Annotated in this window: 19 protein-coding genes and 1 other RNA gene; 5 read left to right on the top strand and 15 right to left on the bottom strand. The window is 71.3% G+C overall.

What is annotated here, in order from left to right; genetic code table 11:
* Window positions 1-250: 250 nt before the first annotated feature.
* A complete protein-coding gene (locus HNR10_RS21995; RefSeq protein ID WP_179826479.1) occupies window positions 251-766 on the bottom strand; it encodes an NADPH-dependent FMN reductase in 516 nt (171 codons plus the stop codon).
* A gap of 607 nt (window positions 767-1,373) precedes the next feature.
* Here HNR10_RS21995 and nagA point away from each other — a divergent pair.
* From nagA to HNR10_RS21970, 5 genes are all read left to right on the top strand, one after another.
* Entirely contained in the window at window positions 1,374-2,507 is a 1,134-nt protein-coding gene (nagA, locus tag HNR10_RS21990; protein WP_179826477.1) for an N-acetylglucosamine-6-phosphate deacetylase, read from the top strand.
* Between the two features lie 99 nt (window positions 2,508-2,606).
* A complete protein-coding gene (locus HNR10_RS21985) occupies window positions 2,607-2,915 on the top strand; it encodes a hypothetical protein (protein ID WP_179826475.1) in 309 nt (102 codons plus the stop codon).
* 190 nt (window positions 2,916-3,105) lie between these two features.
* Window positions 3,106-3,897, top strand: coding sequence for an isocitrate lyase/PEP mutase family protein (locus HNR10_RS21980; protein WP_179826474.1), 792 nt, complete (start codon window positions 3,106-3,108; stop codon window positions 3,895-3,897).
* Window positions 3,898-3,975: 78 nt separating this feature from the next.
* Entirely contained in the window at window positions 3,976-4,254 is a 279-nt protein-coding gene (locus HNR10_RS21975; protein WP_179826472.1) for a type II toxin-antitoxin system Phd/YefM family antitoxin, read from the top strand.
* Between the two features lie 23 nt (window positions 4,255-4,277).
* The gene (locus HNR10_RS21970; RefSeq protein WP_312889376.1) at window positions 4,278-4,523 is read left to right on the top strand and encodes a type II toxin-antitoxin system RelE family toxin; all 246 of its coding nucleotides are present in this window, start codon (window positions 4,278-4,280) and stop codon (window positions 4,521-4,523) included.
* Between the two features lie 37 nt (window positions 4,524-4,560).
* Here HNR10_RS21970 and HNR10_RS21965 read toward each other — a convergent pair whose 3' ends face one another.
* From HNR10_RS21965 to ftsE, 14 genes are all read right to left on the bottom strand, one after another.
* Window positions 4,561-6,453, bottom strand: coding sequence for a glycoside hydrolase family 127 protein (locus HNR10_RS21965; protein ID WP_312889375.1), 1,893 nt, complete (start codon window positions 6,451-6,453; stop codon window positions 4,561-4,563).
* 101 nt (window positions 6,454-6,554) lie between these two features.
* On the bottom strand, window positions 6,555-7,370 hold the full coding sequence (locus HNR10_RS21960) for a carbohydrate ABC transporter permease (protein ID WP_179826468.1): 816 nt from the start codon (window positions 7,368-7,370) through the stop codon (window positions 6,555-6,557).
* The gene (locus tag HNR10_RS21955) at window positions 7,367-8,347 is read right to left on the bottom strand and encodes a carbohydrate ABC transporter permease (RefSeq protein WP_179826467.1); all 981 of its coding nucleotides are present in this window, start codon (window positions 8,345-8,347) and stop codon (window positions 7,367-7,369) included. The genes HNR10_RS21960 and HNR10_RS21955 overlap by 4 nt, the downstream gene beginning before the upstream one ends.
* A gap of 43 nt (window positions 8,348-8,390) precedes the next feature.
* Window positions 8,391-9,638: a sugar ABC transporter substrate-binding protein gene (locus HNR10_RS21950; protein ID WP_179826466.1), complete on the bottom strand. Its 1,248-nt coding sequence runs from the start codon at window positions 9,636-9,638 to the stop codon at window positions 8,391-8,393.
* Between the two features lie 180 nt (window positions 9,639-9,818).
* Entirely contained in the window at window positions 9,819-10,838 is a 1,020-nt protein-coding gene (locus HNR10_RS21945) for a LacI family DNA-binding transcriptional regulator (protein ID WP_179826465.1), read from the bottom strand.
* A gap of 54 nt (window positions 10,839-10,892) precedes the next feature.
* Window positions 10,893-14,555 carry a LamG-like jellyroll fold domain-containing protein gene (locus HNR10_RS21940; RefSeq protein WP_179826464.1) on the bottom strand — a complete coding sequence of 1,221 codons (3,663 nt, stop codon included), beginning with the start codon at window positions 14,553-14,555 and terminating at the stop codon, window positions 10,893-10,895.
* Between the two features lie 314 nt (window positions 14,556-14,869).
* Window positions 14,870-15,340 carry a hypothetical protein gene (locus tag HNR10_RS21935; RefSeq protein ID WP_179826462.1) on the bottom strand — a complete coding sequence of 157 codons (471 nt, stop codon included), beginning with the start codon at window positions 15,338-15,340 and terminating at the stop codon, window positions 14,870-14,872.
* A gap of 58 nt (window positions 15,341-15,398) precedes the next feature.
* Entirely contained in the window at window positions 15,399-15,734 is a 336-nt protein-coding gene (locus HNR10_RS21930; RefSeq protein ID WP_179826460.1) for a type II toxin-antitoxin system PemK/MazF family toxin, read from the bottom strand.
* Window positions 15,731-16,003 (bottom strand): hypothetical protein, encoded by a 273-nt coding sequence (locus tag HNR10_RS21925; RefSeq protein ID WP_179826458.1) that lies wholly within the window; start codon window positions 16,001-16,003, stop codon window positions 15,731-15,733. The genes HNR10_RS21930 and HNR10_RS21925 overlap by 4 nt, the downstream gene beginning before the upstream one ends.
* 211 nt (window positions 16,004-16,214) lie before the next feature.
* Window positions 16,215-16,586: a transfer-messenger RNA gene (gene ssrA, locus HNR10_RS21920) on the bottom strand.
* 359 nt (window positions 16,587-16,945) lie between these two features.
* Window positions 16,946-18,943 carry a penicillin-binding transpeptidase domain-containing protein gene (locus HNR10_RS21915; RefSeq protein ID WP_179826457.1) on the bottom strand — a complete coding sequence of 666 codons (1,998 nt, stop codon included), beginning with the start codon at window positions 18,941-18,943 and terminating at the stop codon, window positions 16,946-16,948.
* 23 nt (window positions 18,944-18,966) lie between these two features.
* Window positions 18,967-19,431: an SsrA-binding protein SmpB gene (gene smpB / locus HNR10_RS21910; protein WP_053615551.1), complete on the bottom strand. Its 465-nt coding sequence runs from the start codon at window positions 19,429-19,431 to the stop codon at window positions 18,967-18,969.
* A gap of 75 nt (window positions 19,432-19,506) precedes the next feature.
* A complete protein-coding gene (ftsX, locus tag HNR10_RS21905; RefSeq protein WP_218897935.1) occupies window positions 19,507-20,418 on the bottom strand; it encodes a permease-like cell division protein FtsX in 912 nt (303 codons plus the stop codon).
* 84 nt (window positions 20,419-20,502) lie between these two features.
* A complete protein-coding gene (gene ftsE, locus HNR10_RS21900; RefSeq protein ID WP_017596794.1) occupies window positions 20,503-21,192 on the bottom strand; it encodes a cell division ATP-binding protein FtsE in 690 nt (229 codons plus the stop codon).
* Window positions 21,193-21,677 lie beyond the last annotated feature (485 nt).

Genomic DNA, 21,677 nt, shown 5'->3' with positions numbered 1-21,677 from the left:
GCACTCACCGCAACCCGCCGGGGGTTGAAGGCGAGCAGGCCCGCCCACCGGAACCCCAGGGGGTGAGAGGTGAGCAGGCCCGCCTACCGGGACCACAGGGGGTCTATCCGGGCCAAAGCGAGGAACGAGCGGAGGCCCAAATAGGGCACAGGTGTGAGGGGCGCGCCGGTGCCTGCAGGAGGAGTCTCTGCCGCCGGCGAGGAACGAGCCAGGCAGTAGCGACGACGAAGGCCCCGGCATGAAGCGCCACTCACACGGACACGGAGACCGCCTGGCGCAGGCCGGGTGCGGCGACGTCGGCCCAGGCGCGCACGACGCTGTCGGGCCGGTGGGTCTCGTCGGAGGCCAGGACCAGACCGGGCTCGGCCACCCACGCGCCGAGGTCGGCGAGCAGGACGCGCAGGTCCTCCTCGATGCCGCGGCTGTTGCGCAGGTCCTCGACCACGGCCAGCGGCACGGCCACGGTGTGGCCCAGTCCCAGCTCGGGCAGGCGGTCGAGGAAGACCTTCAGCAGGCCGGTGTAGGTGCCGTGCACCTGCGGGGAGGCGACCAGCAGGACGTCGCTCTCGCGCACGCTCTCCAGGGCCGCGCTGACGGCGTCGGAGTCGTCGGCGAGCAGGTCGGCGCCCAGTTCGGCGAGGTCGACGACCTCGGGGCTGGACGTGACGCCCGCACGGGCGGCGACCTCGGAGGCGGCGCGCAGGGCGGTGGTGTAGACGGCGGAGCGGGGCTGGGGAGCGGCGACGAGCACGGTGAAGCGGGTCATGCGAGACTCCTGGGTTCGGTCAGAGCGAGCCGGGATCGACCGGAGGAAACGTCGGGGGGCGGTGACGGGGATGCGGTGACACCGGAGAGGACGGTTCCTCGTTCCGACGCGGGGCGGACTTCGTCGTCCGAATACGTGCCGCGTCGGTCCTGGCAGGTGTGCTCCTCGGGCCTGAATCGGCCCGGGCCCAGAAAGGGGAGAGAAGAGCGTCCGGTGTCTGCGAGGGCAGGGGCGTACTGGGTACACCCGTAGCGCGGGGCTCGGCCCCGCAAGGCGCTAGCTACAACAGAGCGCGCTCGCCTGCTGTCGAAGATCGACGTGCAGGCGCTGGACAAGCAGCTCACCGGCGGACATGCCTCCATCATGAGGTGAGCCGACCGCTATCGTCAATGCGTGCGCGGGCGCCGTCTGCGTGCCGCCGGCACCCGGACCGGGCCGTCCACCTCGCGGACAACCGTTCCACCCACCGGGATTCCCCAGCTCCGCAGGGGGTTCAGGGCCCGGTTCGAAGGGACGTCGACCCCCGTCCGGCGGCTGCCCGGCGCGCGTGTAATTTGCGACACATCCGGCCGAGCCACCGACCGTCCAGCCCAGGGAGAGCCCGAACATGCCCCACAGCGTCACGCTCACCAACGCCCGCGTCGTGACCCCCGACGGCGTCCACGACGGCTGGCTGCGCGTCGCGGACGGCCGTGTGAGCGAACTGGGCTCCGGGGAGGCCCCCGACGGACCGGCCTACGACGCCGGCGGCGGATGGGTGGTCCCGGGGCTGGTGGACACGCACGTCCACGGGGGCGCCGGGCACGCCTTTCCCGACGCCGACCCGGACGGGGTGCGCGAGATCGTCGCGTTCAACCGGGCGCGCGGTGTGACGTCGATGGTCGGCGGCCTGGTCGCCGCCACCCCCGAGGACACGCTCCGCCAGGTGGCGGCGCTGGCCGAGTCGTGTGAGTCCGGCGAACTGGCGGGCCTCTACCTGGAGGGGCCGTTTATCGCGCGGTCCAAGTGCGGGGCACACGACCCCGCGCTGCTGCGCGATCCCGACACCGCGGAGTTCGACCGCTGGCTGAAGGCGGGCCGCGGACACGTGCGCATGGTGACCGTCGCCCCGGAGCTGCCCGGGGCGACGGAGCTGATCCGCGCCGCGGTCTCCAACGGCGTGGTCGCCGCCGTGGGGCACACCGAGGCGAGCTACGAGCAGACCCGGGCCGCCTTCGACGCGGGCGCCACGGTGGCCACGCACCTGTACAACGCGATGCGCCCGCTCAACCACCGCGACCCGGGGCCGATCGCGGCGTCACTGGAGGACGAGCGGGTGGCCGTGGAGCTGATCGTGGACAACGTGCACGTCCATCCCGGCGCGGCGAAGCTGGTGTTCGCGGCGGCGGGCGCCGGGCGCGTGTCACTGGTGACCGACGCGATGTCGGCGACGGGGCTGGGGGACGGCGAGTACACACTGGGCGACCTGCGGGTCCGGGTCAGCGGCGGAGAGGCCCGGCTGGTGGACACGGGCGCGATCGCCTCCAGCACGATCGTGCTGCCCCAGGCGGTGCGCAACGCGGTGGAGGCGCTGGGTGTGGACGTGCCGGAGGCGGTGCGCTCGGCGTCGTCGGTCCCGGCGGCGGCGCTGGGCCTGGAGGGCGCGGGCCGGATCGCGGTGGGCGGCCGGGCCGACCTCGTGGTGCTGGACGCGGATCTGGCGGTCTCCCGGGTGATGTTCCATGGTGAGTGGACGAGGTGACGGCGTGTCATCGTGTCGGTACGTACTAGTAACTTGACTCTGGGTGACAATAGAGTCAGGGCACCGAGGAAGCACGTGCTCGACACGAAAGGATCCGCCATGGCCCAGTCGAGACAGGCACACGAAGAGCAGCCGATCCGAGTGCCCTCCGAGGAACGCGAGCACCTCACGAAGCTCGCCGGCGAACTGGCCCGCTACGAGGTCAGTACGGCCGTGGTCGACGGGGACGCCCCGTACCTGCGGGTGACCAACCCGGAGTCCGCGCACGCGGTCGAGGACGTCCTCTGTGAACGCAGGGAACTCGACCACGCGTTCATCGCCTCGTTCGGGGTCTACCTCGGTAGCAGCGGCAGCCTCGGCGTCACTGCGCACAAGGTCGCCTGGCTGGTCGGAGCCACCGAGGCCTGAGGCCTGGTCACCGACGGGGGCGGCGCCGACGGGCGCCGCCCCCGTCCCGTGCCGCCCCGCCACCGCGCTCGCCCCTCTGCCCCACCGGCCCCTCTGCTCCGCCTGTCCCGAGCCACGACGCTTCGGCGGGCGCCGAATCGTCAACGGCCTAGGGTCGTGGTCCCGCCGTCCGCACGGAAGGAACACGCGCATGACCCGCTTCGAGGAGTTCCGCGACCTGCACCGCGCCGGTGCGCCCCTGGTCCTGCCCAACGCCTGGGACCTGGCCTCGGCCGCCGCCCTGACCGGAGCGGGGTTCCGCTCCGTGGGCACGACCAGTCTGGGCGTGGCCGCCGCGGCGGGCCGCCCCGACGCCCAGGGGGACACCCGCGCGGAGACCGTCCGGCTCGCGCGCGGCATGGTCCGCCTGGACGCCCTGGTCAGCGTGGACGTCGAGGGCGGTTTCGGCGACGAGCCCGAGCAGGTGGCCGCGCTCGCCGCCGAACTCGCCGGCGCCGGGGTCGTGGGGATCAACATCGAGGACGGCCGCCCCGACGGAGGGCTGCGCGCGCTCGGCACGCAGTGCGCACTGATCGAGGCGGTCAAGGACGCCGCCCCGCACCTGTTCGTCAACGCCCGCACGGACACGCACTGGCTGCCCGGCCACACCGCGCTGACCGCGGAGCGCGCCGCGGCCTACCGGGACGCGGGCGCCGACGGGGTCTTCGTACCCGGGCTCACCGACGACGCGGCGATCGCGGACCTGGTCCGTGCCCTGGACGTGCCGCTGAACATCCTGTACTCCCCCGCCGGGCCCTCCCTGCGAGCCCTCACCGACCTGGGCGTGCGGCGGGTCAGCTGCGGCTCCCTGCTGCTGCGCGCCGCGCTGGACGCCACGGTGGCCACGGCGCGGGCCGTCGCCCGCGACGAGCCCGTCCCCGCGGGACTGCCCACCTACGCCGAGACCCAGGCCCTCGCCGACGCCTACGCCGAGCGCCCCTGACCCCAGCCTGAGGACGAGCCTCATCCCTCAAGGAAAGCCAACTCGAGATGTGTACACATTTTTATGTACACTTCCTGTATGGCCGATCACACCATGAACATCCGCGACGCACGAGCCCACCTCGCCGACATCATCTCCAGAGCAGAGGCCGGTGATCCCACGGTCATCACCCGCAACGGTGTGCCCACCGCCGCGGTCGTACCCATGGAGGACTTCGAGGCGTTGGAAGACGCACTGGACATGTATCTTGCCCAGCAGGCGGACCTCGAAGACGCCGACGAGGACGATGCGCCTCCGGTCGGTATGGCCGAAATGGTTGCCGAGATCTTCGAGGAGCGCAGGGGTAGCGCCGCGTGAAATGGGAATTCGACTTCCGGCGCGTGCGCAAGCAGATCCGTGCGCTGCCTAAGGAAGACGCCATGGACATCCTCCGGGCGCTCACCCCGCTTGGCGATGATCCCCGGCTCCCCGGATCCGACATCAAGAAGCTGGTCGGCTACGAGGACCGCTACCGCCTCCGTGTCGGCAGGTACCGCGTAATCTATGACGTTCTCGAAGACAGGGTGGTCATCCGCGTGGTGGCCGTCGGACATCGCCGGGAGATCTACCGTCGGCTTTCTCCCTGACCCCCGTGCCCCGGTCTCCGCCGGGGCACGGCAGAGGTCACCGGCCCGGCGGGGCCGTCGGGAGCCAGACCCGCATGGCGGTCGGGCCGCGTTCGGCCCACTGGTGGTACGGCGTCAACACGAGCTCGACGGCCGATCCCCCGCCCACCTCCGTCCGCGCCCCGTACGGCCAGGCGCCCTCCGGCGCGGGCGCGGCCCCCGTCAGGGCGCGCACCACGACGACGCCGCCCTCCCGCTCCTCCGGTGGCACGGAGGGATCGACCCGGACCTCGTCCAGGTCCCGCACGGAGGGCTGGCCGACCTCTTCCGCGCAGTACACCAGCGGCCCCCGCTCCACGGCGACGCAGCCGCGCACCGCGTCGATCCGCGGGTCCGGCCAGATGAGGCGGGGCCCCATCGGCAGGTGCAGCCGGACCTCCTCCCCCGCGGCGAACACCCGCTCGACGACCGCCGCTCCCGGCGGCACCGGCCGCCGGCGTCCGCCCTCCTCCAGTTCCGCGCCCGCCGCCCACGCGGGCACCCGCAGCCGCAGGGCCGCCATCCCCGCGGGCGCCTCCGTGACGCGGACCGCAACGGTTCCGCCGCGCGGGTAGTCGGTCTCCACCGCCACCCCCATCACCCGGCCGTCGCCCAGCTCCGCCCGGACGTGCGCCGAGGCGTACTGGAGCACCGCCAGGCCGTGCTCCTCCGCGACGGCGGCGTGGGTGTGCCAGGTCGCCAGCGTGCGCGCGAGGTTCGTGGGGCAGCACGAGACGTCGAACCAGGGCGCGCGCACTCCGCTCTCCGCGCGCGGGCTGAGGGCGTCCGCCTCCGGCTCCTCCCCCGCCACCCGCTGGTGCAGGGGGTTGGCGTAGAAGAACGCCCGCCCGTCGGCGCTCGGCGAGGCCGCCACCACGTTGAAGAACGTCCGCTCGACCAGGTCGACGTAGCGCATGTCCCCGGTCGCCAGGTACAGCCGCCACGACACCATGACCGACGCGATCCCGGCGCAGCTCTCGCAGTAGGCGCGGTCCGCGGGCAGCTCCCAGTCCTCGCCGAACCCCTCGTCCTGGTGTCGCGAGCCCATCCCGCCGGTGATGTGCGTGCGGCGCGCGACCGTGTGCTCCCACTGGCCCTCGACCGCGGCCAGGAGCTCCCGGTCGCCGAGCTCGACCGCCACGTCCACGGCGGCGGCGGACAGGTAGAGCGCGCGCACGGCGTGCCCCCGCCAGGCGTGGGCGCGGCGGATCGGCACGTCGTCCTGGAAGTAGGCGCTGCCGAGCGGCACCCGGTCCTGGCGCAGGGTGCCGTGCCCGCGGCGGTCGAGGAAGATCCGCGCCTGCTCGACGTAGCGCTCCTCCCCCAGGGCCCGGCCCAGCTCCACCAGGCCCACCTCGATCTCCGGGTGCCCGCACAGCCCCGTCCCGTCGGCGCCGAACGTGGCGCACACGTGGTCGGCGGCCCGCCGGGCGATGTCCACCAGCGCGTCCGGGCCCGTGGTCCGCAGCCGGGCGACCGCGGCCTGGAGGAGGTGGCCCGTGCAGTACAGCTCGTGCCCCGTCTCCAGGTCGCTGTACCGGGGCTCCTGCCCGGCGTGCCCGTAGCAGGTGTTGAGGTAGCCGTCGGCGTCCTGGGCGCGGCCGACGCGTGCGGTGAGGCGGCGCACGGCGTCGTCCACCTCGCCCCGCCCGGTGCGCCCGTACTCCCAGGCCAGCGCCTCCAGCAGCTTGTAGACCTCGGAGTCGGAGAAGCACCAGCCCGGCCGGTCGCGCCCGGTCGTGCCCCCGGCGACGCGGTCGAAGTTGGCCAGCCAGCCCGCCCGCTCCATCCAGTACTCGCAGTGGTCGAGGGTGGCGGCGGCGTTGGTGTCCTGCAGGGCGGCCCAGAAGCCCGGCCCGAGATCGACCTCGCCGAGCCCGAGCGGGCGGATCCGGCCGTGGGGGGGGACCACGGGACGGCCCCCGGACGGGTCCGTCGGGACGACTGGCTCGTGGACGGTCACACGTGCTCCTCTGAAGGGTGTGGTGGTGTCGGCCGGACCGACCGGGCGCCTCACTTGACCGCGCCGGCGGTCACGCCGCCGGCCACGAAGCGCTGGGCCACGACGAGCAGGACGGCGGCGGGCACGGACGCGACGACGGCGGTCGCCATGATGGCGTTCCACTGCGTGGTGTTGTTGCCGATGTAGTTGTAGATGCCGAGGGTGATCGGGATCATGTCGCCGTTGCGGCTGAGGGTGGAGGCGAAGACGAAGTCGGACCACGCCCACAGGAAGGCGAAGAGCGACACCGTCAGGACCGAGTTCCGGCTGATCGGCAGGACGATCGACCGGAAGGTCCGCCAGGTACCGGCCCCGTCCACCCGCGCGGCCTGGAGGATCTCCTCGGAGATGCCGGACATGAACGCGGTGAAGAGCATGACCCCGAAGGGGACGGCGATCGTGGAGTCGGCGATGATCAGCCCCCACACGGTGTTGAGCCAGCCGAGCCGCACGTAGACGGCGTAGAAGCCCATCACCATGACCACGCTGGGGATCATCTGCGCGACCAGCAGCAGGAAGCCGATCGTGCCGCCGCCCGGCGTCCGCAGCCGGGCCAGCGCGTACCCGGCCGGCGCGGACACCACCAGGGTCAGGGCCACACAGCCCAGCCCGACGACCAGGCTGGTCGTCAGGTTCGGCAGCTGCTGGTCGAAGACGGCCGCGTACCCCTCGAAGGTGGGATCGCGGGGGAACCAGTGCGGAGGGTCGGCCCGGAGGTCGTTCGTCCTGGTCAGGGAGACGTTGACCATCCAGTAGACGGGGAAGAGCATGACCGCGGTCAACAGGACGCCCAGCGCGGTCTTCCACCAGGTGCGGTGGCGGGTCATCGGCGGGCCTCCCTTCGCTGGAGGTAGAGGTGGACCACGCCGAAGACCAGCGCCAGCACGATGAGCAGGTTGCCGACCGCGGCCGCCTCGGAGAAGTCGGGCTGGCCCGTGCCGAAGGCCCGCCGGTAGGACCAGATGGCGAGCGTGGTGGAGCTGCCGCCCGGGCCGCCGACCGTCATGATCCAGATGACGTCGACCACCTTGAGCGTGTAGACGAGGCCGAGCAGCAGGGTGATGGCCGAGACCGGCCGCAGAAGGGGCATCGTGACGTGCCAGAACCGCTTCCAGGGTCCCGCGCCGTCGAGCGCGGCCGCCTCGTAGAGCTCGTCGGGGACGTTCTGCAGCCCGGAGTAGAGGATCACCAGGTTGAAGGGGATGCCCAGCCAGATGTTGGCGACGACCACCGACACCAGCGCCCACTCGGGGGAGGTCAGCCAGTTGATCTGGCCGATCCCGAACGCGGACAGCACCGAGTTGACGATCCCGTGGTCACTGTTGAGCATCCACGACCAGGTGGAGGCGGACACGATCATCGGCAGCAGCCACGGGACGAGGAACATCCCCCGCAGCACGGGCGACAGCGGGAAGCTGGTGCGGAAGAACACCGCGAGCGCCAGCCCGATGGCGTACTGGACCGCGATCGAGGCCAGGGTGAACACCACCGTGGTCCAGACGGCGGGGCCGAACGCGTCGGACAGGACGACGTCGGCGAAGTTCGCCAGGCCGGTGAACTCGGCGTCGCCCTGCACGAACGCGCGCGGGGTGTAGTCGTGGATGCTGAGGTCGATGTTGCGGTAGAGCGGATACCCGTAGAAGAGCACCAGGTAGGTGATCAGCGGGGCGATGAAGGCGAGTGCGGACCACCGGTGCCAGGCGGGAGTGCCCCGCCGGCCGGGCCCTCCCCGCGCGCGGCGGGTCGGGCCCGGCTCGGCCGGTGCCTCTCGCGTGGCCGGCGGCCGGACGTGCGTCCGTGTCATGGCGAGCCGTCCTCGGATGGGGGTGCGGGTTCGGGCCGACGGGTCAGTTGGTGGCCGCCTCGGCCTCGGTCTGGGCCTGCTCCAGTGCCTCCTGCGGCCCCACGGCGCCGCTCAGGGAGTTCTGCACGGCGCCCCACAGCGCCTCGGAGATGAGCGGGTAGTCCGTGCCGAGGTCGTCGCTGGTCCGGCCCTTGGCGTTGCGGACCGCGTCCACCCACGGCTCCAGGTCCGGGTTCTCCTCCAGCAGCGCCTCCTGCCCGGCCGCGGTCGGCGGGACGTAGTAGGCGAAGGTCGTGGCCGTGTCCACCAGGCCCTCCGGGGTGGTCATGCACTCCACGATCTGCGCGGTGACCTCGTACCTGGCGTCGTCGCTCTGGACCGGGGCGACGATGAACTCCCCGCCGGTGGGCGTGGGCGCCACACCGCCCTCACGGCCCGGCAGGGGGATGACCCCGACGGGGAAGTCGGCCCCGGCCGCGCTGTCGACCTGCCAGGTGCCGTTCTCCGCGAACGCGAACTCGCCGGTGAGGAACTCCTCCCACACCGTGTTCTGGGAGTTGGTGATGACGGAGTTGGGCGCGTGCCCCTCCTCCAGCCAGCCGGTCCACAGCTCCAGAGCCTCGACCGCCTCGGGTGAGTCGAGGGCGCCCAGGTCGGCGCCGCTGCCCCAGAACCACGGCAGGAACTGGAAGCTGCCCTCCTCGGTCCCGATGCCGGAGAAGGTGATGCCCTCGTGGCCGGCACCGGTGACCTGCTCCAACGCCTCCGTGAGCGAGGCCCAGTCGGTGATCGACTCCGGGTCGACGCCCGCGTCGTCGAGGATGTCCTGGTTGTAGTACAGGCCCAGGGTGTTCGCGCCGATGGGGATCCCATAGGCGTTCCCGTCGACCACGCCCGCGGCCAGGAGGTTCTCGTCGATCGCGGAGGTGTCGAGCCCGAACTCGTCCATCGTGGTGAGCATGCCGGTGTCGGCCAGGGTGGAGACCGCCGGGTTGTCCAGCAGGATGACGTCGGGCGACGCGTTCTCCTGGGCGGCGAGCAGCGCCTGGTTGGTCAGGGCGGTCGTGTCGTAGGCGGTGCGCTCGATGGTGACGCCGGCCTCGTCGGCGCAGGCGTCGACGCGCGCCGCCCAGTCGGAGGACTCCTCGTGCTGGGGGTAGGGGTCCCACCAGGTGTAGGTGTCGCCGTCGGCGCTCCCGCCGTCGTCGGACGTCGAGCATCCGGCTGCGGCGGCGGCGCACACCGCGGCGGTACTGATGGCGCACAGGGTGCGCAGGGTCGGGCGTCGCATGGTTCCTCCGGGGGGTGGGTGCCTGATGGCGTGGGTTGAACGGATGGATTTCGCGAGGGGCGCGCCAGTGTTCTGCAGGCCGAGGGCGTAGCTGAACCGAGCTTGCGAGTGCCGGCACGACCGAGGCCGAAGAACACTGGCCTCCAGCGCCACGAGCACGCGTCCGAGCCTGCGAGGACGCTAGGGACACGGCGCGGCGGTGCTGCCCCGGTCGGCGAACCGCGGGGTGAGCAGCCGCACGACGTAGGGCTCCTCACGGGCCTGCGTCGATCCGATCCGGCGCACGAGCTGGCGGACGGCCAGGTCGCCGAGCCGGTCCGGCGCGCTCTCGACGAACGAGTAGGGCAGGGAGAAGGAGCGCGCGAACTCGTCGGAGTAGCGGCCGACGACCGAGAGGTCGCCGGGCACGTCGAGACCGCGCGCGTTCAGGACGGACGGGAGGGCGGCCGCGGCCGCCTCGTTGTTGAGCAGCAGGCCGGTGGCCGAGGGGTGGGCGTCCAGCAGACCGTGCAGCGTGCCGCCGATGGCCGGCTGGCTGGATTCGCCGAAGACGGCGTGCAGCCGGATCCCGAGGTCGTGCGCCCGTTCGAGCGCGGCGTCCCGGAGCCGCCACACGTACGCCCCGCCCCGGGTCGCGACGTGCTCGGGCTGGGACACGAGGAGCAGTTCGCGGTGGCCCAGGCGGTGCATGTGGTCGACCATCAGCCGGCCGGTGGCCACGAAGTCCAGGTCGAACACGTCCAGGCCGGTGCAGTCGCCGGGGAGTCCGACGAGGGCGCCGGGCTGCGGGGCGGCCCGCAGCACCGGGAGCCGGACGTCGTCGTGCGCCACGTTGAGCAGCACGACGCCGTCCACCATCCGCGAGTCGGTGATCCGCCGCAGGGCGCGGGCCCCGTCGGCCTCGGTGACCAGCAGGATGTCGTAGCCCAGTTCCCGGGCGTTGTCCGAGACCCCGAGCATGTACTGCAGCATGGCCGGAGCGAACTCGTCCTCCAGGAACCGCGCCAGCAGGCCGATCACCTTCGTCTGTGACGTGGCCAGGGCCCGGGCGCCGGCGTTGGCCGTGTAGCCCAGGCGGCCGGCGGCGTCGAAGACGCGCTGCCGGACCTGCGCGGAGATCGCGCGTTTTCCGGAGAACGCGTACGACGCGGTACTGCGGGAGACTCCGGCCTCCCTTGCCACGTCACCGATGGTGACCAACGTTCCTCCTCGGGGTCGGGTACTGGGGCGGGTGCGGGCGCGTGCGGACGGGTGTCAGCGGCGCAGTGGTCCGCTGGTGAACTCGGCGACGGTGATGTTGTCGATCACCGGCGCGTACGGGGAGCGCAGCACCAGGTCGGGCCAGTCCTCGGAGATGAGGGACTCGCCGTCGAAGTTCGGCTGCTCCTCGGCGGAGAACACGATGGTGTTCGCGCCCCTCTCCAGTTCCACCGGCACGGTGAGGGTCCAGAAGTTGTTCTCGTGGAAGGTCGGCGGGAACAGGACCGTGCGCGGGTCGGCTCCGTTGATCGCGATGTCGGCGTGCCGCGCGACCGGGTTGGGGTTGTAGTGCGTGGTCGGCGACGTCTCCGGGTTGGCGTAGCGGACGCGCACGGCGTAGGTCCCGGCCCGCGCCGCCTCGACCTCGAAGGTGAGGGTGTTGCCGTTGCCGGGCGCGCCGCCGATACCGGTGACGGCCGATCCGGTGGTGGCCCGCGGCAGCTCCACGACCTCGGCGTCCCGGCCGAGCGCGGCTTCCTCGGCCTGGTGGACGGTCGTCGCCAGGTGCTCGTCGCTCGGGGTCACGTCGATGCCGTCGATGATCGTGGACCGCACCGTGCCGGTGAGGGTCACCTTGTTGACGCCACCGGAGAGGGAGACCGCCACCGACGTGGTGTCGCGGCCGGTGTCGGCGACGTGCCGGCCGTTGACGGCGAGCTCGGCCCTGCCCTTGGACACGGTGTGCACGTCGATCGTGGACTCGGCGTCCTCGGCGGAGTAGACCCAGAACGTCACGCTCTCCTCCCGGCCGAGGTCGACACCTCCGGAGCCGGACGCCCCGGAGCGCTCGATGCTCCGGTCCCTGTAGACGGCCGTCGCCCCGTCCGGTTCGGCGAGTTCGGCCTCGTAGCGGACGGTGTCCGCGGACGGCTCGGGCAGCTCCAGCGTGACGCGGTCGATGATCGCGTCACCCCGGGTGGCGCCGGAGCCGTCGAGGCTCCGTGCCGCGAGGGTGATGACGTTCTCCCCCTCCTCCAGCTCGACCCTGGTGTCGGCGTGGTCCCACACGACCCACTTGTAGGCCAGCGGCAGGAACACCTCCTGCTCGGCGCCGCCGTTGACCCGGAGGAAGACGTTGGTCGGACCGAGCTCGGCGACGCGCTCGTCGGTGTAGAGGGAGTTGGCGAAGACCCGCAGGTCGTAGGTCCCGGCCTCGGGCACGTCCACGGTGAAGTCGAGCGCGCCGTCCGACCCGGTCCGCAGGCCGCCCACGTCGTATCCGCCGGAGGTGTAGAACTTCGAGACGTCCGAGGGCGAGCCCTCCGGGCCGTTGAGGCTGTAGCCGCCGCCCGTGTACTCTGCGTCCTCGGCCTCGAAGGAGCCCTGCCACAGCGTCGGCGGGACCCCCGTGGGCGTGCCCTGGCCCGCCGGGGTGAGGACGACCTCGTAGGCCGAGGACTCCTTGAGCTCGGGCAGGGAGCCGCCGAAGTCGAGGACGACCGATCCGTCCCGGACCTCCAGCACCTCCTCGCTGACGAGCCGCGGCGGGCCGGAGTCGCCGAGCTGGCCGCTCCAGGCGATCTCCCGCACCCACGCGTGGACGCTGGAGCCGAACACGTCCTCGGGGACGTTGTCGAACTCCACCCACGCCGGGCCGTCGGCGCCGCCGAACAGCGCCCTGGCCCTGGCCTGTTCCTCGTCGACCGCGGCCAGGCCCTGGAGCGTGTAGTTCTCCCCGGGGAAGGGCGGCGCGACCTCGACCGTGTGCCCGCTCATCCGGCTGTAGGAGTTGTACAGCCACCACTGGCCGTTGGCCCGGTTGGCCTCGACGGAGGAGTCGGAGAGGTTGCCGTTGATGTTCCAGAAGGCGATCATCGCGTCGATCTTCGACTCCTCGATCGCCGACATCCACTGGACCATCTGGCCGGGTACGGACGTGTGGTAGTTGAAGGCGTACTCGTTGACGTTGATCGGCAGCTCGGTGCCCTCGTGCTCCGTGCCCGCGAAGACCTCCCGCTCCCACTGCCGGTACCGGTCGACGGAGGTGCGGATCTGCGCCGGGTGGCTGAGCTCGTGCCACGAGATGATGTCGGGGACCGTTCCGGCCCCGACGGTGTGCGCCAGGAAGTCGCGGTTCTGCGCGTAGAGCACGCTCGTGTTGGGGCCGGAGATCCGGACGTCGGGGAGCGCCTCCCTGATCATGCCGTGCGCCCGGTCCCAGGCCGCGAAGTAGGCGGTGGGGTCGTCGAGCCAGCTGGTGCCGTCGTAGCTCCACTCGCCGGTGCCGAACATGTTGCCCTCGGGCTCGTTGAACGGCTCGATGACGATGTGCTCGCGCACCTCGGGGGCCAGCTGCTGGATCTGGTCGAGCTGGGTGGCCAGCACGTCCATGTAGCCGGAGAGCTTCTCCTCGGGGGTCTCGCCCGGCCACTGGTAGGGGAAGCCGCGGTAGTAGTCCGTGGTGCGGACGTAGACGTCGCCGCCCGAGGCGCCGGCCAGGGGGCCCACGACCTCCAGGGCGTCGGAGCCGGGGTGCTGCGAACCGTCCTGGCCCTTGGTGGCCACGGTGCGCACGCCCATCCCCTCGATGATGTTGTCGGTGGGCAGCCCGGGGCCGTACAGGCCGTAGAGGGAACCGGAGGCGCCGCCGTGGAAGGCGCCGGTGTCGGTGGACAGGTCGATGGAGAGCTGCCCCTCGCGGATCACGGTGACCTCGGCGGTCACCGGCCGGTCCCCGACCGTCCCGGCGACGGTGAAGGAGCCCGTGTCCTCGTAGTCGGCGGGGTCGACCTCCTCCCACTCGGCCGACAGCGGCCGGTCGTAGTCGTCGGAGAAGGTGGCCGGGACCGTCGCGGGCAGGTCCGGAGGCGTCCCGATGGTGGTGAGGACGTCGAAGGTGTCCCGCACCAGGCCTGTCGGCGCGGGGACGTCGCCGACGGTCAGTTCGGCGACCTGCTCCGGCGTGAGCGCGGAGTGGTAGACGCGGAAGTCGTCCACGGCGCCCTCCAGGAGCGGGTCGCTGTAGAACGACCGGCCGATGTACCCGGCGAGGTCGGCGGTGCCGTCGGCCAGGTCGTCCGCGGCGAGCGTGCTGCGCGCGGTACCGACGGCGGCGCCGTCGAGGTAGGTGGTGACCCGCTCCGCCTCGGTGTCCAGGGTGACCGTGACCGTTCGCCACTCGCCCGCCGGCAGTGCTGCCGAGCCGGTGACCTGGTCCTCGGTGCCGCCCCCGTCGTCGGTGACCGCGGTGCGCAACCGGCCGTCGCCGTTGGCGGGGGTGCTGAAGAGGTAGCGCGTGGAGTCGGTACCGAGGGCGTACATCCACTGCCAGGGGGCGCTCGCCCCGCTCCACCTGACCCGGATGGAGGCCGTGAGGTCGGTGGCGCCGTCGAGGACGTCGGCGGGCAGCGCGACGTGCGCGCCGGTGTCGGCGGCCCCGCCCGGGAGGCCGAGCGCGTTGCCGCCGTCGGCGCCCTCGACCAGGGCGGCGGTCGCGCCGTGGGCGAGGGTGCCGTGCCGCTCGTTGCCGGACACGTCGGTGATCGTGCCGGTGGAGAGGTCGTCGGAGGCGAAGTCGTAGTGCAGGGCCGGGGCGGGGAGTTCGGCCGCGGCGGCGGGGTCGGCGTGCACCAGTGCGGTGGCCAGGGTGAGGCCGACGGCCGCCGCGACCGTGCGGCGGAGCGGTCGTGGGGGTCTGGGTGAGCGGGATGGCGTCATCCTCGGTGCTCCTGACTCATCTGGGGGGAGGTGGCCCCGCTCCGTGGCGCGGGGGTGAGCGGTGCTGTGCCGTTCCGGTAGCGACTGTCGAACCGGTTCGACAACCGTCCGGACCATGCCGCCGTCGTTTCGGGTCGGTGTCGGCCCCGTGAAGCTCGAAGGGCGTGGCGCCTAGTGTTAGCGCTCACAAGAGTGTGGTCAACCCCACAGCGGTCACTCTTTACCGATGTGAGACCTGGCGCGCCCGGACGCCGGCGGGCGCGGGGGCCTGCCGAGGACGGCGGGCCTCCGAGCGTCATCGCAGGTCGAAGCCCCTATTCGGACGGATCGAGCCAGCGTCCGGTCCTGCGGTACCGACCGAGATCGACCGCGTCGAACTCGTCGACGTGTTCTCCCCGGTCGACGCCGAGCCGTCGGAGCGCGAGGGAGATGGGGCTCGCCCCGGACGGAACCGGCTCCTCCATGAGGCTCGGGCCGAGGACCACGCGCCCGCCGTCCCAGACCTGCGCGTGCTGTTCGCCCGCCCCGCCGAAGTACTCCGCTTCGAGATAGGCCACCGGACCGGTGGTCGAGCACGCGGCCAGAGCGCGGTCGAACCCTGGGGGCAGCTTCCAGAACCCGTCGGCCTGGGGAGCCCCGGCGACGGCGACCGAGTCGAACAGCTCGTCGGTCATCGGGAGCAGCGACAGCCCGGCCGCGAGGGGCACGACGCGCGCGTGGGGGTTGCCGCCGGCCAGGGCGTCCAGCGTCGGACGGGCGGCCACGACCGCTTCGAGGCAGTACATGGACCCCTTTCTACCCGGCCGCGCCGGGAGCACCCCGCCCCGGAGCGCCCGCAGCCCGTCAGTAGTCGATCTCGACGCGCAACCCCAGATAGCGCCCCAGGGCATAGTCCACCTGGGCCATGTCGGTGCCACCGATGTAGTCGACCGCGTCTCCGAGGACATAGTCCGTGTCGATACTGCGGGTCTGGTCCACCAGGAGCCGCGTCGCCCGCCCGGCGATCGTCACCTCGGGCCGGAATCGCGCCGACTGCGCACTGGTCGACGCGGGCACGATCGTCACGACCGACCACGTGTCCCGTTGCGTGCTGACGACCAGCCCGAGGCGACGCCCCCGCTGTTCGTGTCCGCGCTTGGCATCTCCCAGATCAATCGGGTAGACCGCGCCCCGAATCACTTGCGCACCTCGCGGGCATTCACCGTGACGTCCGTTCCGGAGACACGGATGCGCCCCTGGTCGTCGTACTCCCAGGCGTCCGGTTCACCGCTCAGGTCCTCGCCGCTGGCCGCGATGCGTGCCATGTCCTCCCTCGCCTGCTCTTCCCACTCCTGCCGTTGGAGCGCACGCAGACCACGACGCAGCACGTCGCTGTTGGTCTCCCCGGCCCGCTTGTAGGCGTTCAGAATCTCGGCGTCGGCCTCGGTGGGCCGGAATCCAACACTCATGCCACCAGTGTACAACATTTGTTGTACACCGATCGGCGGACCTTCTCCACGGCATGGCCGCCCGCGCACAAAGAACGGACCGCCGTTCGGGGGACGTCGTCCTCCGCACAGCGGTCCGTATTTCGTCGGGGATCCGGGGGTCGCCCCCCGGGAAAAACGACGAGACGACCCTGCGGGCGCGTTCACACGCGAGCAGGATCGTCTCGTCGACGAGTGGAGGTGGCGGGAATCGAACCCGCGTCCTTCAGCACCGAGCCAGGGCTTCTCCGGGCGCAGTCCGTGGTGTCGTTCTACTCGGCCCCAGCGCTTGCACGAACACATCGCTGACAGGCCCAGCCACGAAAATGTCCCACTCAGGCCCCGTGGCCTGATCTGAGCGGTAAGTCATCTAGCTGATGCCGGATCCCGAGCCGATGACGAGCCCGGACCGACAGAGACGCTATCGCTTAGGCAGCGAGAGCGAACTCAGTGCGCTTAGAATTGGCACTTGTGTTTACGCGAATGCAGGATTAACGAGGTCACAAACGCAACCCTCGGCCCGCTTCCCCTGAAACGACTACCGAAGTCGAAACCGATCACCCCCTGTGAAATTGTCAAAGCCACCGTCGCCGGCGGCCGACACGCGAGTGCGAACACCCGCGCTCGCCACTCTACCGGTACAACCGTGTGGGGGCCAAGCTGATTCCCGCTCAGGCGTACGAATCCGCCGGGCAGGGAGAAACCCCCGCGGGCGCGGACGCAAGATGTGGTCGACGCGGCCCACGGGGGCGGTCGGCAGGGTCGGGCCGACCTAGGGAACGGGCAGAAACTCCCCCGAGACGAGGATCTGCCTCTCACTCTGGCTCGCTACCCCCTGTCGCGGGCCAGTCATCAGGGAAGACGCGATCGGTCCCGCGGGGGGTTGCCCGCGGGACCGGTCTTTGCCGGTTCGGAACGCTCCGATTACCAGCCGGCCGCGTCGGTCTCGCCCTCGCCGCCGGTCAGGTCGGCCTCGTCGAGCGGGGTCTCGGAGACCGTCGTGTCCCCGGTGGGAGCCGACTGCTCCCCGGCGACCTCGCCGGTGGCCAGCGAGGTCAGGAACGTCTGGGCGGCGTTGACCGCGTGGTGCGTCACCAGCGTGGTCGCCGAGTCCGTCTCCGCCACGATGGCGAAGGCCACGCCGTCCTGGTAGCCCACGAACCAGTGCAGGTCGGTCCCGTCACCGACCGCGACCCTCGCGGCCTGCCCGTACACCTCCTGCTCCTGGGCGAGCAGCTCCGGCATCCGGGTGGTCACGGCGTCGCGCATCCCCTGCCGCACGACCTCCAGGTCGGCCTCGTCCAGCGCCGTCTCGGGCGACGGGGACGGGCCCTCCTCGCGAACCAGCGTGGGCGCGTTCCACTCGCCGTTCGCGACGGCCGCGGCGGCCAGCGCCATCGACAGCGGGCTCACCCGCACGCCCTCCTCGCCGACCATCGCCGCGGCGACGCCGGCGTCTCCCTCGCCCACCGAGACCGAACCCGGGGACGCCTGCACGGGCAGCCGCCAGTCGGCGCCGATGCCGAGTTCCAGAGCGGCCTGCTCGACGCTCTCGGCGCCGACGTCCGGGGCCAGCCCCGCGAACCCGACAGTGCAGCTGTGGGCCAGGTTGCGGGCCAGGTTCGGCCCGCCGAACTCGGGGCTCAGCGCGCCGGAACCGGGGTTGGTGAAGGTCCTGCCTTCGATGGTGGTCTCGTAGCCGCAGGGCACCTGGTCCTCCGGGCCGACCGCGCCCGACTCCAGGGCCGCCAGCGCGCCCACGATGGTGAAGGCGCCGCCCGGGACGAACGAGCCGTTGAGCGCCGAGTCGTCGTTCGCGCTGCCGGACGCGTTGGCCGCGGCCAGCACCTCGCCGCCGGCCGTGTCCACGGCCGCCAGGTAGGCGCGGCCCGGCAGGGGCGCCAGCGCCGCCTCGGCGGCGCTCTGCACGTCGGCGTCGAGCGTGGTGTCCACGCCACCGCTGCGCTCGCCCTCCCAGTCCTCCAGGACGTCGGTGATCGCGCCGGACTCGTCCAGGGAGACCACCTGGGCGGTGGCCGAGCCGGCCAGCTCGCGCTGGAAGATACTCTGCAGCCCGCTCAGACCGACGGTGTCGCCCGCCTGGTAGGGGCCCGCCACCCGGGCGGAGACCCGGTGCTCCGCGGTGGCCGCGACCTCGCCCACCAGGGACGGCGCGAGGGTCGGCGACATGTTGATCCGCACCTCTTCGGTGTCCACGCCCTGGATCCGGCCGACCTCGCCCAGCAGGGACGCGTTCACACTGGAGTCGCGCATCAGGACCAGCGGCTGGAACTGCTCGGGCGGCGCGGAGCGCACGCGGTTCAGCAGCGGCTCGGGGTCCTCGTCGAGGAGTTCGGCGAGCTCGGTGACGCCCGCCTCCTTGTCGTCCATGTCGGCGGGGACGACACCGAAGGCCGTGACGCTGTCGGCGGAGACCAGCTCCCGGCCCTCCCGGTCGAGGATCTGTCCGCGCTCGGGCTGCTCGTAGCTCACCGCGAGGCGTTCGTCGTCGCTCAGTTCGGGGTGGATGACGCTGGAGGACCAGGTGATCCGCCAGCCGTCCGGGCCCCACTCCAGCGGCATCTCGCCCGTGTAGCTCCAGGTGGGGTCGCCGATGCCGAGGTCGGCGGTGACGTCGAACGCCGCGGTCGCGGACTCGCCCTCCCGCTCGATGCGGCCCAGGCCGAAGCGCAGCGAGGCGAGGTCGAGCTGCTCGCGCACGCTCCCCAGGGCCTCCTCGACCTCCGTCGGGTCCCCGGTGGTGTACCGGGCGGCCTCCGCGTGGTCACCGCCCTGCCAGGCGAGAAGGAAGGAGCGTACCGCCACCTCGGGGCTGGGGTGGGGTGTACACGCGGCCAGGGTGCCCGCGACGAGCAGGCCGCTCCCGGCGGCCAGGACGCGGCGAAGGGGACGGGGGGACACCTTGTGTGTTCCTTTCGAGGGCCTCATCGTCGACGGCGCAGCGCGCGTTCCATGTCGCGTTTGGCCTCGCGCTCGGCGATGGCGTGGCGTTTGTCGTACTCGCGCTTACCGCGGGCCAAGGCGATCTCGACCTTGGCACGGCCGTCACTGAAGTAGAGGGACAGCGGGACCAGCGTGAACCCGGGCTCTCTGGTCTTGCCGATCAGCCGGGCGATCTCCTGGCGGTGCAGGAGTAGCTTACGCCTTCGCCGCGCGGCGTGGTTGGTCCAGGTCCCCTGGGTGTACTCGGGGATGTGCACCTGCTCCAGCCACACCTCGCCGTCGTGGACGTGCGCGAAGCCGTCCACGATCGACGCGCGCCCCTCGCGGAGCGACTTCACCTCGGTACCGGTGAGGACGATCCCCGCCTCGTAGGTCTCGTCGATGTGGTATTCGTGCCGGGCACGCCGATTCTGCGCGATGAGCTTACGCCCGGTTTCCCGTGCCACTGGGTGTATCCCTTCATACGTCCGGGGGGCACGTGGCCCCCCGGTACCCGCGAACGCCCCTGTCGGGCGGACCCGTCAGACCTTCAGGTAGCGGCGCAGGGTCAGGAACGAGGTGATGGTGCACAGCAGCACACCGAGGATCATCGACACACCGATGACGTAGAGCAGAGATCCCGTTCCCAGGGCCACGTCGAACTGGAACCAGTCCTCGATCCTGGTGAGCAGCGTGAACCTGGTCGCCACGATGAACCCGGAGGCGATCAGACCGCCGATAAAGCCGGCGATCGCGCCCTCCAGCAGGAAGGGGAGCTGGATGTAGAAGTTCGACGCGCCCACCAGCCGCATGATGCCGGTCTCCCGCCGTCGGCTGTAGGCCGACAGGCGGATGGTGTTGCCGATCAGCAGCGCGGCGGCGGCCAACTGCACGAGGGCGACCACCAGGGCGGCCCACTTGAGGCCGTCCAGGAGCGAGAAGAACTGTTCGAGCACGCGCTGGTCGTCGGAGACCGTGTCCACACCCGGTGCGCCGTCGACCGCGGCGCGCACGGTGTCGTAGTGGTTGGGATCGGTGAGCTGCACCCGGTAGTTGTCCGGGATGTCACCCTCCTGCGCGGCACCGGCGAGGGCCTCGTTGGAGGAACCGATGCGCTCCTGGAAGTCCTGCCACGCCTCGGCGGCCGTGAGGTACTCGAACTCCTTGACCTCGTTCATGCCCTCCAGCGTCTCCACGAGCTGGGCGCGGTCCTCCTCGGTGGCCTCGCCGTTCTCCGTGCATGTCTCTGTCGGGGAGATGTCGGTGCACATGTAGATGGTCAGCGTGATCCGCTGGTCCCAGTAGTTGCGCATCTCGGACACCTGCTGGTTCACCAGCAGGCCCGCGCCGAACAGGGCGAGGGAGATGGCCACCGTCGTGATGACGGCGATGGTCATCGTCAGGTTTCGGCGCAGGCCGATCCACGTCTCGGAGAGAACGAATTGTGCTCGCATGATCTGTTAAAGGTCCATCCTTCGGGGCTTCGCAGCGCCGGTCCTCGCAGTGGGGCGGCCGGCCGGCGCCGGACGCACCAGGGGTCAGTACGCCTGGCCGTAGACGCCGCGTGTCTGGTCACGCACTACGAGGCCCTCTTCCAACTCGATCACGCGCTTGCGCATCGAGTCGACGATGGCGGCATCGTGGGTCGCCATGACGACGGTCGTGCCCGTGCGGTTGATTCGGTCCAGCACCTTCATGATGCCGATGGAAGTCGCGGGGTCGATGTTTCCGGTGGGCTCGTCCGCGAGCAGGATCTGCGGACGGTTGACGAACGCGCGGGCGATGGCCACGCGCTGTTGCTCACCGCCGGAGAGTTCACCGGGCATGCGTCCGGCCTTGCCCTCCAGGCCCACCAGCTCGACGACCTCGGGAACCACCTTGCGGATGAACCGCCGGGGCTTACCGATGACCTCCAGGGCGAAGGCCACGTTCTCGAAGACGTTCTTGTTGGGGAGCAGGCGGAAGTCCTGGAAGACGCAGCCGATCCTGCGGCGCAGGTGCGGCACCTTCCAGTTGGACAGGCGCGCCAGGTCCTTGCCCGCGACGTGCACGCGCCCCTTGTCGGGCTTCTCCTCCTTCAGCACCAAGCGGAGGAAGGTCGACTTTCCGGAGCCGGAGGGGCCCACGAGGAAGACGAACTCGCCCTTATCTACGTCAATGGAAACGCCGTCGAGCGCGGGGCGCTTCTGGGTCGGGTAGACCTTCGTGACGTTATCGAAGTGGATCACAGGCGCATCACAAGGTTCTCGAAGGTATGGGCACCCGCCTCGGAGGTGGTTCCGCGCGGGATCGTACCGGCCGCATGGCCAACCGACAGTGTAGAGGGGGGTGCGGCCCGGATTGTCCAGGTCGCGACTCGCCCGAGGATCCAGAGGATCGTGCACCGTCGGACAACAGCCCCGAGCATATCGGAGGTGTCAACCGATGATAACGTTCACATATAGTAGTTCTGGTAAAACTGCGGAGTCACACTCATCACCATTGGGCCACAACCTGCGCTCGTGGCACAGCCGCCACACGGGACGCGGTCACTCCGCCACCGGCCGTGCCCGGGGCCGAAGCGAAGCGGAGGCCCCAAGAGGCACAGCGAGGGCGCCGGACGGGGTTCTGGAGGTCCTGGAGGTGCGCTCGTGAGGCACGAGCGAGTGCACCGCAAGGAACGAAGGTTCCCGTGCAAAGCACCCCGGGCCGAAGCGAAGCGGAGGCCCCAAAA

The organism is Nocardiopsis aegyptia, from assembly GCF_013410755.1.
In the GTDB taxonomy this organism is placed as follows: Bacteria; Actinomycetota; Actinomycetes; order Streptosporangiales; family Streptosporangiaceae; genus Nocardiopsis; species Nocardiopsis aegyptia.
The sequence above is the reverse complement of the archived record's forward strand: the minus strand, read 5'-3'. Positions and strand labels throughout refer to the sequence as shown.